The 16,861-nt window shown below is 45.4% G+C and carries 12 protein-coding genes; 7 read left to right on the plus strand and 5 right to left on the minus strand.

All coding sequences use genetic code 11. The features are described 5' to 3' along the window. Positions 1-23 precede the first annotated feature (23 nt). Together gcvH and INR79_RS22830 are read right to left on the minus strand one after the other, a co-directional pair. Complete coding sequence (gene gcvH / locus INR79_RS22825; protein ID WP_004408901.1) at positions 24-404, minus strand: glycine cleavage system protein GcvH; 381 nt, start codon at positions 402-404, stop codon at positions 24-26. 37 nt (positions 405-441) lie between these two features. Then, positions 442-1,740: a serine hydroxymethyltransferase gene (locus tag INR79_RS22830; protein WP_004408900.1), complete on the minus strand. Its 1,299-nt coding sequence runs from the start codon at positions 1,738-1,740 to the stop codon at positions 442-444. A gap of 499 nt (positions 1,741-2,239) precedes the next feature. Here INR79_RS22830 and INR79_RS22835 point away from each other — a divergent pair, with 499 nt between their 5' ends. From INR79_RS22835 to INR79_RS22855, 5 genes are all read left to right on the plus strand, one after another. Continuing rightward, positions 2,240-2,863 carry a helix-turn-helix domain-containing protein gene (locus INR79_RS22835; protein WP_223100166.1) on the plus strand — a complete coding sequence of 208 codons (624 nt, stop codon included), beginning with the start codon at positions 2,240-2,242 and terminating at the stop codon, positions 2,861-2,863. A gap of 378 nt (positions 2,864-3,241) precedes the next feature. Beyond that, positions 3,242-4,369 carry a glycine cleavage system aminomethyltransferase GcvT gene (gcvT, locus tag INR79_RS22840; protein WP_223100168.1) on the plus strand — a complete coding sequence of 376 codons (1,128 nt, stop codon included), beginning with the start codon at positions 3,242-3,244 and terminating at the stop codon, positions 4,367-4,369. Between the two features lie 191 nt (positions 4,370-4,560). After that, positions 4,561-5,523: a trypsin-like serine protease gene (locus INR79_RS22845; RefSeq protein WP_223100288.1), complete on the plus strand. Its 963-nt coding sequence runs from the start codon at positions 4,561-4,563 to the stop codon at positions 5,521-5,523. A 198-nt stretch (positions 5,524-5,721) separates the two neighbouring features. Further along, entirely contained in the window at positions 5,722-6,774 is a 1,053-nt protein-coding gene (locus tag INR79_RS22850) for a trypsin-like serine protease (RefSeq protein ID WP_223100291.1), read from the plus strand. Positions 6,775-6,996: 222 nt separating this feature from the next. Next, positions 6,997-7,986, plus strand: coding sequence for a S1 family peptidase (locus INR79_RS22855; protein ID WP_223100171.1), 990 nt, complete (start codon positions 6,997-6,999; stop codon positions 7,984-7,986). 51 nt (positions 7,987-8,037) lie between these two features. On the opposite strand, the gene fruA is transcribed toward INR79_RS22855, so the two are convergent. Genes fruA through fruB form a run of 3 tightly spaced genes read right to left on the minus strand, consistent with a single transcriptional unit; the run spans position 8,038 to position 11,887 of the window. Beyond that, positions 8,038-9,777 carry a PTS fructose transporter subunit IIBC gene (gene fruA, locus INR79_RS22860; RefSeq protein WP_223100173.1) on the minus strand — a complete coding sequence of 580 codons (1,740 nt, stop codon included), beginning with the start codon at positions 9,775-9,777 and terminating at the stop codon, positions 8,038-8,040. Positions 9,778-9,790: 13 nt separating this feature from the next. Next, positions 9,791-10,738 (minus strand): 1-phosphofructokinase, encoded by a 948-nt coding sequence (gene pfkB / locus INR79_RS22865; protein WP_223100175.1) that lies wholly within the window; start codon positions 10,736-10,738, stop codon positions 9,791-9,793. 3 nt (positions 10,739-10,741) lie between these two features. Continuing rightward, positions 10,742-11,887 carry a fused PTS fructose transporter subunit IIA/HPr protein gene (gene fruB / locus INR79_RS22870; protein WP_223100177.1) on the minus strand — a complete coding sequence of 382 codons (1,146 nt, stop codon included), beginning with the start codon at positions 11,885-11,887 and terminating at the stop codon, positions 10,742-10,744. 236 nt (positions 11,888-12,123) lie between these two features. Here fruB and cra point away from each other — a divergent pair, with 236 nt between their 5' ends. After that, positions 12,124-13,104, plus strand: coding sequence for a catabolite repressor/activator (gene cra / locus INR79_RS22875; protein WP_223100179.1), 981 nt, complete (start codon positions 12,124-12,126; stop codon positions 13,102-13,104). Positions 13,105-14,206: 1,102 nt separating this feature from the next. Further along, the gene (locus tag INR79_RS22880; protein WP_223100181.1) at positions 14,207-16,639 is read left to right on the plus strand and encodes a M85 family metallopeptidase; all 2,433 of its coding nucleotides are present in this window, start codon (positions 14,207-14,209) and stop codon (positions 16,637-16,639) included. Positions 16,640-16,861: the final 222 nt, after the last annotated feature.

Here is a 16,861-nt window from a genome sequence, read left to right on the forward strand (position 1 = left end):
ATCTACCGCGACTCGTCGATTACTTATTCGTCTTCAATACTGTTAAGGTATTCTTCTGAATCTTTCAGGTTGTCCAGTTCAGAAGCATCTTGCAGCTTCACTTTAACGATCCAACCGCCTTCATACGGTTCTTCGTTAATTAGCTCTGGGCTGTCTTCCAGCTCTTCGTTGATTTCAAGGATTTCACCCGTAATTGGTGCGTAGATGTCTGACGCAGCTTTTACAGATTCAACCAAAGAAAAGCTGTCGCCAGCTTCAATGTCGTCGCCTGCGTCTGGCAGGTCTACGAATACGACGTCGCCAAGCATTTGCTGAGCGTGCTCTGAGATACCGATAGTTACGGTGCCGTCACCATTGTCTTTAACCCACTCGTGGCTATCAGCAAACTTCAGTGTATTATCCATTGAATTATCTCCAAAAAATTCCTAGGGATGTTTAATATTATTGGTAGAGTGGGAAGCGATTGCAGAGCTCTTTCACTTGTTTCTTAACGCGTTGCTCGATTTCTGCGTTGCCTTCAGGGCTTTCAACTAAGCCGTCAAGTACATCACCGATCCACTCTCCGATCTGTTTAAATTCTTCATTACCGAAACCGCGGCTTGTTCCGGCAGGCGTACCTAAGCGAATGCCTGATGTAATCATAGGCTTCTCTGAATCAAATGGTATGCCGTTTTTGTTACATGTGATGCCAGCGCGCTCCAACGCTTCTTCTGTCTGATTGCCTTTCAGTCCTTTCGGGCGAAGGTCAACCAGCATCAGATGAGTGTCGGTGCCACCAGTCACTATGTCACAGCCACGATTTTGCAACACTTCGGCTAAAACTTTTGCGTTACTAACCACAGTATCAATGTAAGTTTTGAATTCTGGTCCCAAAGCTTCACCAAACGCGACGGCTTTTGCCGCGATCACGTGCATGAGAGGGCCGCCCTGCAAGCCAGGGAATACTGCGGAGTTGATTTTTTTGATGATGTCTTCGTGATTGGTCAGGATCATGCCACCGCGAGGACCGCGAAGTGTTTTGTGAGTTGTTGTGGTAACAACATGAGCGTGCGGCAGTGGGCTTGGGTGTGCGCCAGTTGCGATAAGACCCGCAATGTGCGCCATATCGACCATTAGAATAGCGCCCACTTCGTCCGCGATTTCACGGAATTTAGCAAAATCAATCACGCGAGGAATGGCGCTGCCACCAGCAATGATCATTTTTGGTTGGTGTTCTTTTGCCAGAGCACGAACATCTTCGTAATTGATTTCTAGTGTTTCTTTGTCCACGCCATATTGAACGGCGTTGAACCATTTGCCTGAAAGGGCAGGGCGAGCACCGTGAGTCAGGTGACCGCCAGCGTCCAGTGACATGCCTAAAATGGTGTCGCCTGGCTGAAGAAGTGCCAGCTTAACTGCGCCATTAGCTTGTGCGCCGGAGTGAGGTTGTACGTTTGCAAATTCACAGTTGAACAGTTTTTTCGCTCGCTCGATGGCAATTGCTTCAACGGTATCAACGTGTTCACAACCGCCGTAGTAGCGACGACCCGGATAACCTTCTGCGTATTTGTTGGTCAGGCATGTGCCTTGTGCCTGCATTACCGCTTTAGAGACGATGTTTTCAGAAGCAATAAGCTCAATCTGATCGTTCTGGCGAGCATTTTCTGCCTGAATTCCGGCAAAGACAGCGTCATCGGTTGCAGAGAGGTTAGTAGAGAAGAAGTTCTCCAGGCTGTGGTTTTGGTAAGACTTGTTGTTCATGGCAGATAACCTTCCATTTGTCTGACTTAATGTGACTCTAAGCGGTCAACTTTCGTTAGATAAGCCAGGCTTCCTTTGTTTCTCTGTTTCTATCTTTCGTGTTGAAGCAGAAACAGCGCGAATCTGTGAACTTTCGATTTCTGCCGTTTACTACGTGACCAATCTGGCTGAGGTGGCAATCTGAATTGCGATTTAGCCAAACGTTTGCTTTTTCGGTGCGGATTGTAGGGTAAGTTGCACTCGAATGGCAGAATAATTTTTGTTTGTAAATGGTCTATTACGTAATACGTCAGAAATGTGCGAGAAAGTTCTCCATCTAACAAGGCTGTAACATAGCGTTAGTTGAGAAGACAATCAATCAAAAATTTCCTATTGGAAACATGTTTTCCGAAATTGCTACATGGCGCACTGTTTAATTTCTTCCGGCTACTTTCATGTTCAGGCGTCTCTGTGCACAATAAAAGAACAACATTAGGAAGTATGAAAATAAGAGGGACGCATGTCTGAAGACATCTACGATGAGTACCCATCTGTTACGCTTGCAAAAGAGAGTCAGGACGAAAATATAGAGCCTCTAAAACTGGGCAAGCGGCTAAAAGAAATTCGCATGAAACTTGGGTTAACCCTAGAAGATGCAAGCAAGCGTACTGGCCTTGCGCGTTCGACACTTTCTAAGATAGAAAACGAACAAATATCTCCTACCTTTCAAGCTATGCAAAAGCTCGCGAATGGTTTGAAGATAGATATGCCGCAACTCTTTGAACCACCTAGAAAAAAGGTGGCGACGGGGCGCCGGGATTTGACTCGTTCCGGAGAGGGGAAACCGCACCCAACACCAACCTATGAACACGAGCTGCTGGCGACTCAACTTTCCAATAAGAAAATGATGCCATTTAAGAGCCGAATCCGAGCGCGGGATTTTGACGATTACAGCGACTGGGTGAGGCACGATGGCGAAGAGTTTTTATTGATCTTAGAAGGGGAAGTACTCTTCTATTCTGAGTTCTATGAACCTGTGCCTATGACGGTCGGAGACAGCGTGTATTACGATGCCAATATGGGTCATATGCTGGTCTCTACCAGTGACGAAGATGCACAGATTTTGTGGGTCACAGCAAAATAATTCGAATTCTTAAAAGTTTCCTATAGTGAAGGCAAACGTTTGCTTTGCTTCTCTAACCCTCTAATTTTGCGGGCATTTCCTTCCATTTAACTGATTTTTTCATTAATACAACCATGTGAAATAGTTGTGAAATGTCACAAAAATGTTGGTCTTGCACGCAAAGCTGGTTTAAAACCAAGTCAACTTTATCTACTATTGGAAACAAATCTTAACTTCGTGGAAACAAAAAGCGTAACCACCAGGTGAGAAAGTCACAACAGGGAAGGGGGAAACACGCCATTTTCGCGTTTCTTTTCACCTTTCAGACAAGCAAGGAAAAGCAGACAGCTTCTTCCGAAACCAGTTAAACGTCTAAATTGTCAGCCAGGGTTTGGCGATATGGAGAATACAATGACAGAACTACTGAAAACCCCACTACACGCACTGCACGTGGAAGTAGGCGCGAAGATGGTGCCATTCGCAGGTTATGATATGCCTGTACAGTACCCATTGGGTGTAAAGAAAGAGCACCTGCATACTCGTGATGCGGCGGGTTTGTTCGATGTCTCTCATATGGGGCAGCTTAGACTGCACGGTGCAGATGCTGCAAAAGCGCTAGAAGCGTTAGTACCTGTCGATATTGTTGATCTTCCTGTTGGCAACCAGCGTTATGCTTTCTTCACCAATGAAGAAGGCGGCATTATGGATGACCTGATGGTGGCAAACTTTGGCGATCACCTGTTTGTAGTGGTAAACGCAGCATGTAAAGAACAGGACATTGCTCACCTTAAAGCTAACCTGCCAGCATCGGTTGAAATGGAAGTGATTGAAGACCGTGCGCTACTTGCTCTTCAAGGTCCTAAAGCCGCTGCCGTGCTTGCACGACTTGCACCAGAAGTGTCTGACATGGTGTTTATGGACGCTCGTGAAATTGAAATTCTGGGTGAGAAGTGTCTGGTTAGCCGTTCTGGTTACACTGGTGAAGACGGTTACGAAATCTCAGTTTCAGAAGGCAAAGCCGAAGAACTGGCACGCGCACTGACCGATTTTGAAGAAGTTGAGTGGATTGGTCTTGGTGCTCGTGATTCACTTCGCCTTGAGTGTGGTCTGTGCCTGTACGGTCACGACCTGGATACAACAACAACGCCAGTAGAAGCTAGCCTTCTTTGGGGTATTCAGAAAGTGCGTCGTACAGACGGCGAACGCGCGGGTGGTTTTCCGGGTGCGGATATCATTCTTGAGCAAATCGCGACTAAGAATGTATCTCGCAAGCGTATTGGTCTGGTTGGTCAAACTAAAGCCCCTGTTCGTGAAGGCGCAAAATTGTTTGATGCTGATGACAATGAAATCGGTATCGTGACCAGTGGCACAGCAGGTCCAACGGCGGGTAAACCAGTTTCTATGGGTTACGTGAAAACGGAATTTGCCGCTGTGGGAACCGAAGTATTCGCCGAAGTACGCGGTAAGAAATTGGCAATGACAGTAGAGAAAATGCCGTTTGTACCTCAGCGTTACTATCGCGGATAGTGGCATTGCTGCTACTCAATTAAATGATTAGAAACGGCTGCCTTATGGGCAGCCGTTTTTCCTTACACGCAATTACATTTGTGACATCGGACCTAAGACAGGAATTGCTATAATTCGTGAAAATATTTTAAATACATAATGAGTATGGCTAAAAGTCATTCGTGAGCAATCTACCAATTCGAGGGATCTTGATGCGTAAATCAGTTACCGCCCTGTTGGCTTCGCTTCCTTTCGCTGTTTCTGCCTCTGGTGAAGTTAACCCTTTCATCATCAATGGAACAGACGCGTCCGTCCAAAACTTCCCGTCCATCGTGAACCTGTATCTCGATGCTTTTGAATATAACCAACAGTACGGTTCATTGTTCTGTGGTGGAACCACACTCAATGAAAGCTACGTGCTTACCGCAGCCCACTGTGTGGATGACCGAACAGACGTTCACCTCTTTACAAAGGTGGTGCCTCAGCTCCAATATCGCACCGACTATCCTGGTAACGTGACTCGTCATCAGGTGAGTGAGATTTATATTCATCCCGGTTGGGACAGCAACACGAGCAAAAATGACATTGCCATTCTTAAGCTGGAATCCCCAAGAAACATTGATGTAAACAATGTGGCAATAAAGCGTCCGACCAACAAAAATTACGCCACCTCGGGGACTTCGTTCGTCACTATTGGTCATGGTCTGACTAATGATTCAACCAAAACCACCAGTAATACGCTCCAGCAAACTGAGTTAACGTATGTTGATGCCGCGACATGTGGGTCGGCGTTTACCAACACAACGATAGATCAAACTCAGCTCTGTACAACAGGGGCATTCAACCCCAATACCCAGAGATACAATAGTGCTTGTAGTGGGGATTCTGGTGGTCCGGTTTACATTAATAGCGGCAGCAAAAACATTCAGGTCGGTATTACCAGTTTCGGTCATTCCACCTGTGGATTCTTGCCGCAGACGACAACTGTGTTTACTGACGTTTATGAGTACAAAAGCTGGATTGACAGCGTGCTAGCTGGCTCAGTATCGCCCAGCTTCACCTCGACTCATGACAAGCGATTAGCCTTTTTTGGTGGTTCAACTTCATCGGGCGGGGCGATAGGTATTTTCGCCTTACTAGGCATGTTCCTATTCGGTTTCACTCGTAGAAAGTAAATATTCGCCCCAATTACTGGGGCGTTTCAATTCCATTTAAATAATATTTCCCTGAACCTTTCTCGTTTATCCAATAAACACATAACACACTGAAAAATATAGCGATTGTGGATGATTTACTTTTGTATGAATGTCACATTGATTTGATGTTAAATGATATATTCTTAGTTTAAATAGGAATAGGGGGAGAACGGATTCATGCATAAACAGATTTTATTTTCGAGCGTTATATTGGCGAGCTCAGTTTGCTCGGCATCGACAATCAAGCCTTTGATCGTCAATGGGGAAGTGGCAAAAAGCGCAGATTACCCGAGTATTGCAACACTATTTGTAGACTCACTGGAATACGACGGACGATATTCCAGTGGGAATTTCTGTGGAGCCAGTATTCTGGATGCCAATCATGTTCTGACGGCAGCGCATTGCGTGTATAACAGCACAGTCACGAGTCTGTTTACTACAGTTGTACCGCAACTTGATAATGAAGAAGATTTTCCAACTCAGGTCCAACCTTTTGGTAGTAAACAAAGAGTTCGGGTTAGCGAAATCTATTACCCAGACGACTATTCAAACGCCAATTCTGACCTGTTACCGAATGATATTGCAGTGCTAAAGCTGGAAACACCGCTGACCTTTTCATCCAGCGTTTTTCCATCTATCCCTCTTACTATGACTGACACCACAGAATCGACATATCGTGGCGCAGCTGGTGCTGCTTTTACCGCAGTGGGGCACGGAAATACTCAAAGCAATAATGATGACCGTAAACAGAAGTTCGGCTATCTGCCACTTTTAAAAACCAATTTTGAGGTCGCGAGTCAGGCGGAGTGTCGGGCGACATTTTTTAACGGAAATAAACTGAGTGATAAACAGATCTGTTTCAAAGACACCACCACGTTTTCTGGTTTGTTGAACAGTGCCTGTCAGGGGGACTCTGGAGGACCAGTATATTGGACCGACTCTAATTCTCAGATTCAATATCAGGTGGGGGTAGCCAGTTTCGTGACCGGAACTTGCGGGGTATCGAGTTCTGGTGTGACATCGGTTTATACGGAAGTGAAAGACTACCAGAGCTGGATAACCAGCGTTATCAACGGTAATGAAACTCCGAAGGCAGTTTCAACCGATGCGCTTCGCAAAGAATGGCTTAGCAAATACAGTTTGAGCAATTCTACTGAGTCGAGCGGCGGCAGTTTGGGTTGGCTGGCGTTAGCTGTTTTATTCATAACTGGTACGATCAGAAAGAAATAATCGTGCGCTCTGAGCTTTTCCAGATACCGGCAAGTTATTGATTAATTTATCCTTACTGGCTGAATTTAAAGAATAAAATATTGTAAATCGGCTTTCTTTTTATTTATAAATTAGCTCATATCGTCTGACTGCTTTACAATTCTTTACGGGTAATAGAACAAATCTCTCCTACACTAGAAGTAGAGCTTTGAACATCTTGGGATGTTTACAGGGGAGAGTTCTATGCGCAAAATGTTTCTTACTGCTGTTTTCTTAACGGCTCAGCCTGTAGTTGGCGCTGAGCAAGTGTCTCCTTCCATTGTCAACGGCAGCAATGCCTATATCTCAAATCACCCATACATGGCGAGCCTTTACTACGACAGGCGAGATGACTATGGCTACTACAGCAACTACTGCGGTGCCACCATTCTGGATTCCAAACATGTCATGACTGCGGCTCATTGCGTGCAGGACAATTTCTACAACAAATACACAACGGTTGTATTGCAGCTTGAGCGAGACGGAGATTTCAGCTCAGCACAAAAAATCAAAGCGAAATCTTTCTACTACCGTGATGACTACAAAGACGGTTCTTACTACTTGTGGGAGAACGATATTGCGATTATCGAACTGGAATCGGAAATGGTAGGAGTACCTTCAAACCAGTTTGTGCCTTTGCCTTCTGCTTCGGATATTGCCAACTACCGTGTCAGTGGCGCAAAGTTCAAAGCCATTGGTCACGGCAATACCAAATCTAATTACGACACATCCGATCATCTTCTTCAGGTTGATCTGGACTACGTTACTCACAGCAGCTGTACCTCTTTTGCTTCGGTGAAAGGCGGGCATATCTGCACCCGAGGAAGCTACAGTGCTACAACAGGTTTGTATGGCGCAATTTGTCAGGGGGACTCAGGTGGTCCATTAGTTTGGTTTGATGGTGGCAAGTTCATTCAAATCGGTATAGCGAGTTTTGGACCAAGCATATGCGGTAATCCGTCTTCCTCTGTTCATGGCGTTTTCACTGAAGTGGCGGATTATCTTCCGTGGATAAGCAGTGTACTCGCGGGGAATGAAACTCCGAAATACAATACCTCTGATCCTGCTTCTCAAAATGTGACACCAAAATCGGAGCCTGAACCAACAAACAATGGTGATACAGAGGCCGGTAGCTTGGCGTGGTGGATCGTGCCACTGTTAGCGCTGCTTAGGTTTAGACGGCGTGGAGTATAGACGACGTTAGAAGTGATAAAGAAAGGTGCTCAATTGAGCACCTTTTTCAGTTTAAGCGGTAGCGGCTTTCATTTCGGCTTGTTTCTTAAGCGCCACACAACCAAAGCCGGTCAATGCTGTACCCGCCGCGATGGCTGCAAGGTACATCAGTACCGGGCTGATTGCATTCGGGATAAGCAGCACGAACAATCCTCCGTGCGGAGCCAGGAGTTCTGCACCAAACAACATAGAAAGTGCACCTGTCAGCGCGCCACCGGCCATACACGCTGGAATGACACGCATAGGATCTTTTGCTGCAAATGGAATGGCACCTTCTGAAATGAAGCACAGCCCGAGAACAAATGATGCTTTTCCTGCTTCTCGCTCACTGGCATCGAACTTATCTTTAGCCAGGAAGGTTGCCAAACCCATACCCAAAGCCGGAACCATACCAGCCGCCATAACCGCGGCCATCGGAGCATACGTTTCGGTTGCCAGAAGACCAACCCCAAAGGTATACGCCGCTTTGTTAACCGGACCACCTAGGTCAAAGCACATCATAGCGCCTAAGATAATGCCAAGCAGGACGGCGTTAGTGGAGCCCATGTTGTTCAGAAACTCTGTCAGCGCATTCATAGCACTGGCGACCGGGGTTCCTACGACATAGATCATGATCAGACCGGTGAACAAGCTTGCGACAAGCGGAATGATCAAGATAGGTTTTAGCGCTTCCATGGATTGCGGCAGGGATACTTTTTCTGCCAGCCACTTGGCGGAATAACCCGCAATAAAGCCTGCTGCAATCCCTCCAAGAAAACCCGCGCCGGTAGAGCTAGCCAGCATGCCGCCAATCAAACCCGGAGCCAGACCCGGTCTGTCTGCAATAGAGAAAGCAATAAAGCCTGCTAGAATGGGAACCATAAGTGCAAAAGCAGAGCCGCCACCAATCGTCATCAAAGCGGCAGCTAAGGTGCCTTCTTCTTTGAACGCCTCGATCCCGAAGACAAATGAAAATGCAATCGCCAAACCGCCAGCGACGACCAAAGGAAGCATATGAGAGACGCCTGTCATCAGGTGTTTGTATGCCCCTGTCTTTTCTTTCTTAAACGAATTACTGTCTTGTTTGGCAGTGTGGGTGTAAGTGGTGGCTTGCTGGAAGGCATTCTCAAATTCTTGTTTGGTCTTCTTCAATGCCGGCCCGGTTGTGGTTCGGTACATGAGCTTGCCATTGAATCTGTCCAGAGGAACATCAATATCAGCAGCGATAATAACCAGATCTGCATTGGCGATGTCGTCGTCACTTAACTGGTTTTTAGCACCAACCGAGCCTCGGGTTTCAACTTTGATGTTGTGACCTAAGCGTTTCCCTTCGTCTTCTAAGGCTTCAGCCGCCATAAAAGTATGAGCCACGCCCGTTGGGCAGGCAGTGATCGCAACAATATTTTTGCTGGTGCTTTCTGCCGATGGGTCCTCAACCTTTTCGACAGCAGCGTCACTAGCAGGCAACAGCGCTGCATTTTCAATGGCATGGGAAAGCCATGCTTCAGCATTTTGCGCGACGTTTGATACGCTATCCTGATACACCTTTTTGCCAATAAAACGCTGGGTATCAATACCCGGATAACCTGCAATCACAATAATGTCGGAGCTGTCGATGGCACTTTGCGATAGCTTGTCTACCGGCATCACGCTGGACTGGCATTCAATGTGAGCACGGATATTGAGTTGCTGCGCGGCATTTTTGAGTAACCCTGCTGCGATGATTGAGTTTGCAACACCACTGGGGCAAGCGGTAACTATGGAGATGTTCATATTCTTGACCTTATTAATCTATGGCTTCAGTTAGTGACGTTATTTTTATTGTTTGTTGTAGAGAGGAAACTTTTTCGATATCCGGGACGCCAACACCTACTTGGCTTACGGCAAGGGCAGACAGAGCCGTAGCAAAGGCTAGGGCATCTTTATCATCCCATTGATTCAGGTGAGCCCAGCACATTCCAGCCACCAGAGTGTCTCCGGCGCCAACGGTGCTCACGATGTCGACTTTGGGTGGTTTGGCGTGCAGCCAGCGTTGCTCTTTTTTCCAGAGCACGCCCTCTGCACCCAGAGAGATAACGAGATTGGGAATAGTAAACTGGTCAAGATAAGCGGCAGCATTAAGGCATTCTTCAATCGATTCGATTTTCTTATCAACCAGATAACCTAGCTCTTCCTCATTGGGTTTGATTAACCAAGGCGAGACAGCGAGACCAGTTTTTAAGGCTTCCCGGCTGCTATCGAATAACACTTGCTTGCCGGAACCTTGAAGCATGGAGATCCAGTTCTGGCACTCTTCCGGTGAAACGCCAACAGGCAAACTGCCCGCGAGGACAAACACATCGTATTCCTGTGATAACTCTTTCAGTTTTTGCTCGAACTTCTGTTTATCGGATGAAGAAACAGACACGCCGGGGAAGTTTACGTCGCTGACCTTATCATTACTTTCCACAAGCTTTACGTTGATTCTGGTTGCACCGTTTACACGAACGAAGTGATCTTTTGCGCCAATTTTCTCAAACAGTTGGCAGAACATTTCCTGATTGTCTCTACCAAGAAAGCCCGTTACCGCAACTTCCGCGCCCAGATCCCGAAGTACCTGTGCAACGTTTACACCTTTTCCTGCCGCATGAAAGCTGCTCTGCTCGACCAGACTGACACCACCTTGGTTGAGGGAATTTAGAGAACCCGTGAGATCCAGTGCTGGGTTCAGGGTGATGGTTACGACTTTTTTCATGGTCTATCCTTCTCCTAAACCTGAAGCAATCGCCTGACCGATGGCATCTATCGCCTGTTGTGCGTCTTCACCCTGAGCGATGAATTTAAGTTCATGCCCACGTTTAACGCCTAGGGCTATCACTTTCATCAGGCTTTTAGCATTGGCTGACTGCCCACCCCCATTCAGATTGGTAACCTTGATAGTGGCGTCGAATTTCTTGGCTTCCGCTACCAGCATTGCGCCCGGTCTGGCGTGTAAACCGTGTTCGTTTTTAATGGAGAAAATACCTTGAACGCCGTCTGTGCCAGCCGCCTGTTCTGGGAGGGAAGGTTGATTTTGTTCAGAAGACAGTAGCGCGATAACGTCATCTTTGTTTGCGTTTACTAGACGCTCTACATCTTTACTCTCAATAAGCTGCTGAAGACGTGTCAGATAGGGGAGGTGGGCATCATCTTTGGCGGCAAACGCAATCATGGCTTTTACGCTTTGGTGTTCATACTCAAAGGGTTCGCTGACAGAAACAAAAGACACGCTAGTGTGTTCGACCTGCTCATTGGTGCTGACCAACCACAACCCTTTGCCTAAATGGGTTGGAGAGCTTGAGATAAGGCTTGCGATGGCGTGCTGATTTTGCTGATGGCAATTGATTAGCCCTGCGGATACCGCTTTCAGTTGCATCATTTCGGTGGCTGGGAAATCGATTAGGACAGATGCCTCGGTTAAAACCGAATGATCGGCAGATTCGCCATTGATGATTTGAACAATGCTTTCCTGAGAGTCTGCGTTTTTTAGTCGCTGTTCCACACCATCAGCAGAAAGTACTTTTGTTAACTGTTTTAAGATGGAGAGATGCTCATCAGACTTAGCTGCAATACCTATCGCTAGGTAGACCGTATTGCCTTCTCCCCAGTCAACGCCATTCGGGAAGTGATGGATACTCACGCCTGTTTTTGTTACTAAGGTTCTGGTGTCTGTGGTGCCGTGAGGAATCGCAATTCCGTTGCCCAGAAAAGTAGACGCCTGAACCTCCCTTACTTTCATTCCTTCTACGTAATTGGAACTGACCAATCCTTTTTCAGTCAGGGCTTCGCCAATGAGCAATATCGCCTGCTGCTTGTTTTCAGCCGAGCAGTTTAAGGTGATATCGGATTTATCTAGTGTCAGCATGGTGACCTCTTTGCATTAGGGTACTGGCTTTCTAATAATTTAAGCTGAATCGTTTCAGCAGTATTTCCAAAAAAATTCAGCAAATGAAATGGACGTCATTTTGGTGTTTCAGTCACATTGATGGATTTGCTGAATCCTTTCAGCTTTTATACTGAAACGATTCAGCTTATAATTCAATTCCCAAATATCATTAGGATCCGGAAGTATGATCCATCGCACACAAGCTAGGTTTTGATATGACACTGGATGAAATCGCGAAACTGGCTGGCGTATCTAAAACCACAGCCAGCTATGTGATTAACGGTAAAGCGCAGAAATACCGAATCAGCGAAAAGACACAGAAGAAAGTGATGGCTGTCGTCGAGGAGCATAAGTTTCGCCCCGATCATGCGGCGTCAGCACTCAGGGCTGGCAGTAGCCGATCTTTCGGTCTGGTGATTCCTGATCTGGAAAACACCAGTTATGCGAGGCTTGCCAAGTTGCTTGAAGCGCACTCGCGACAGGCTGGCTTTCAGATATTGATTGGTTGTTCAGACGACGATTCCGAGATAGAAAAAAATGTCGTTCAGGCACTCATTAGCCGTCGTATTGATGCTTTGTTTGTTGCCAGCGCAATGGCGGATGGCTCGGACTATTACCATGCGATTCAACAAAGTGGTACGCCAGTTATTGCGATAGACCGTGCGTTAGATGACGAACATTTTGCCTGTGTCATCAGCGAGGATTTTGAGGGGGCTAAGTCTCTTACCCAATCTATTATGTCTGAACCGGTAAAATCTATCGGGCTGTTAGGGGCAATGCCAGAACTGAACGTGTCTAAAGAACGTGAGTTTGGTTTTCTGGAAGCGTTGAAAGACCTCGATTGTCAGACTCACAAGGCATACGGAAATCATTTCGACAGAGAAAACGGCAGAAGGCTGTTTGAAAAGTGGGTGAGAGAAAACACGGTCCCGGATGCGATCGTTGTGACTTCTTATACGCTATTAGAAGGCATTCTGGATGGGTTGCTGGAAACGCCTGAACTACTGAATAAGATTAAGCTGGCGACATTTGGCGATAACCGTCTTTTGGATTTTCTGCCTATCAAAGTAAATTCCTTACCCCAACAATTTGAGTTGATTGCCGACCACGCAATGGAAATGGGCATCAATGCGTCCGCTAAAAGATACAAACCCGGATTAGAGCTGGTCCACCGAAAGCTGGTGGTTCGTCAATAACGGCATATTAATTATTATATACCCAAGTAACCTCAAGATGCTCGGTTCAGCGAGAATTAACTGGCTTTCAGACAAGACAGCGATTTGAAGATCTAGTGGCTCTAAATCAAGAATCGGTAACGCAGTATGAAAGCCAGTTAAACTCGCCCTTGGGAGCCCATATTCTGTCCCATTTCATTGTCAAAGAACTTGGAAAGGACCAGTCATTCCGCTGCGTTCTTTTCCTTGAACTGAAACAGAATATGAGGCTCTGAATCCTGCATCTTGAGGTCCCTTGGGTATACCACCAGTAGGTCGAATACTTTTATCTAAGGTCAACCGACAGGATACATGGGCAGCATAATTTAGCTGCCCATTTTGTTTCTTCGTTTATCTAAAGCCTCTTTATATTAAATCTATTTATATGCCATTTCGGATTAATATGTGTTAAATACCATATGATTCCAAAGGAAAGATTTAACTAATACACCTTTTAAATTGTACGAAATGGAAATTGTGTGAGCTGCAATCAAAAAAAACATCTGGCTTTTACATCTAATTGACTTTGATTTTATAAAATCGTGTAAATATAATTATCAATTAGGTTTAAATAAGAGGATTTCAAATTAAAAAATAAATTATAACGGTTTCCTACCAATACTTAATTACGGCAAATAACACATGGTTGTAGGCTTTTATTTTATAAAGGTATCTAATTAACAATCAATGTTATTTGTAAGTTATTAATGATTTACATAAATAAACTGATGTTTTCTGCATGGGTTGGCTTTTAAGTTTCAACAAATTAGCGTTGCTATGTTTGGTTGGTTTTGTGCCCTCATATGGATTACATTCCTTTGGTGACTATGAAATAACAATAAAGGAGTCTATTGTGTTTGATAGCTTTTCGTCACAATTTAAATTCAATAACATTGTTAAGCCTATGTTCCTTTCTTCTGGGATATTCCTTCTGGCTTCCACAAGTGCTTTTTATTCTCAAGCCCAAGTTGATCCCGTTTCTTATGCGGAACAGTATTGTAAAACTCATATTTCTCAGAGTTCCTCAGTAAATAATTTTCCTCATAATCATTGTATCGCTCATGCGAAAGATAAATTATCTGCAATGCAGAGCTTACACACCAAATACCTCAGTATACCTAGGCACGTTTCTATTGATCACGTCGCAGCGGAAATTGTTGCCAAACGATTCTATGGCGTGGAAATCCCTTCTGAACAGCAAATCCAGGATGTATTAGAAACGCAATACGAGTTTTTTTTTGATGAACAAAGCAGTTCTCCGGGAAGCCCGACAGGCTCTGCGGCACCAGACGATAAAGGACCTATCTCCCAAGGGCATGCTACTTTGGTTCAGCTTTACAAAAAAGACATCTTACCTTACCTGGACTGGAAAAACGGCAACTCTCCATTAGGGTTTGGTCTGGTAACGATTCCTTCAATTCCGCTTCATATTCGTGAGAACTTATATACCTTCACTAGCAGCGGTCAATATCCAGAATTACAGACTGAATTCGATAAAAAATTCAATGAATTCCTGGCTTCTCCAGAGTTTTCTAACATTGCTTTTGACACGCTGAAGCAGCAGTTTGTTGATGAAGTCAATCAGTTACTTCAAGAGGATAAGATTGATGTCTGGGACTTAGAAAACCTGTTAGGGCTGCAGCGTGGTCATCAGTCTCTTTATGACAAGCATCCGGATGCCAATCTAATTAGTTGGACTCTATACGGACCTGCAAAAGACAATATCCACCACATCAGTTGGCATAGGCTTTTTGAATTCGGTGGTCACCCCGCTGAGTCAGCGGATGGTATAACTATTCCTGAAAGCTATCGCGGTAAGAGAATTGAACCGCGATATCTGGCAAGGCTTTACCAGATGTATTTTGATGTCTACCGACAGCTAAATGACGATACTGTTGTTAACCAGTACGAGTTTACTAGTAGCCTTTGGAAACGTGCCTTGGCACATATCCCAATTCTCGGTGGGATTGTTGATGGCGTTTGGGACTTGGCTGATGGACACACAAATCAAGGCATTTTTGAGATTTTGCATGGTGCTCTTCAGGTTGCTGATATCGTCACCGGGTTCCCAGTCGCCGAGGTGGAGCTTGCTGGTGAAGGGTTATTTAGATATTCCATTGGTGAGCATGATCAGGGCAGAGAAATGATGATTTCTGCTGGATTGGGAGCACTCGACTTAGGAACAGGAGCACCAATCTTCGCGACTGTTCAGGGAATTAGAGGCGCCGTAACAAACAACAAAGATTTGATTTTTGATGCAGTTGTTATGGGCACATTTTATCAGGTGGCGCACCTTCGCGGAAAGATGCATGAACAAGCAAATGAAGTGTATACCGGGGTCAGGACCCCAGAAACATTTTATGATGTTCAAGCTGCTGAAGCGATAGAGATGCAAACTCTATATAAGCCTGTACGAGAAATAAATACAGGACAACCACAAGTTGACACTGACACATTTAATACTCACCTACGCAAACTGACGACACCGGAAGCCAATATCGAACCTAACGGTGAGTATGCTCGTTTCGACGGGGTACGACACAAATTTGTGCGTGTTAGGCATCAAGGGGAAGTGTATATTTTTCCGGCTCGGGAAATCAGTGTCGCAGGAAGACCTAAACTAGAGATGAATAATAACCCAGGTTATGAGTTTTTCCCTCTGGATATCGAAGGTGAATTCTATGGCATTACCAGGCATGGGTTAAAAGGAGGGATGAATAAGTTCCTTGATTCTTATGTTGAACATGTGACTGCAATGGGTTCGCAGGATGCGCTTGATTACCCTTCTCGAGTACAGATTGAGGACAATGTGTCTTTAGGTATTCGTGATAGCTATCGAAGACTCATAGACAGATACACCGCAGATTCGATTGAGCGAACTGTCCATGAAGCGTTGCATTTGTCTGAAACTTTTCAGCACGCAATATCGTTCAGTAAACAGCGAAATTACGATCCGCTAGAAAGCATTTTGTATGAAAGCGAATACGAGTTGACTGATGCTGCTGAAGATACCTTCGGTTCATTAAGAAATGTCACTGCAGAGCATGTTTTGGGCGTTAATGATCCACAAAACTCACCGATCTATGTGCACATGCAATTCGCGGAAACGCCTGACGGTACACCATTGATTAAAGTCGGCGCTGCACCCGCACCGGATACACCTCGCTACGAGCATTGGCAGCTTGGGTTAATCCACGAAATTATGCATGTATTAACTGATGCTAAAGATCCATCTTCGGCGAGTGAAAATCGCCTTGGACCAACGGAGCTCTTAGCTCGCAAAGTGATGGCTGAAATGGGGAAAAACAACATTCCTGATTTTGCCAACTACTTCCAGCCTGAACGTGAGGCATGGATAAAGCAAAGAGATCACCTTGCTTTGGTCGACCTGATAGAACGTGTACCAGATAGAGCCGCTCTTATGAAACGTATTGATAAAGTAGCAAAACAAAGAGGCACTGCGAAACAACTGATCCAAACGGACCAGTATCCGCCAGCCCCGCTATTGCAACCTTAGTGGCGATCACCTGAGTTCTAGTAACTCTGAGTGGATATCAGAGCAGTAAGTGTGTAACCCATACTCCTGCTCTTTCCATTTAAGGCAATGGTCAGAACTGCCAGTCTGATTGTCTTATTGGGGTAAAATCCGAAGCAACAATCAGTTCTAACTGGTATTTCTAGCGACCTGTTGTCTCGAATTGGAGCAGAAAAGTGAGAATCATTTGCATATAAAGTGATC

Origin of the sequence: Vibrio sp. SCSIO 43132 (assembly GCF_019904195.1) — a bacterium.
GTDB classification, from domain to species: Bacteria; Pseudomonadota; Gammaproteobacteria; order Enterobacterales; family Vibrionaceae; genus Vibrio; species Vibrio nigripulchritudo.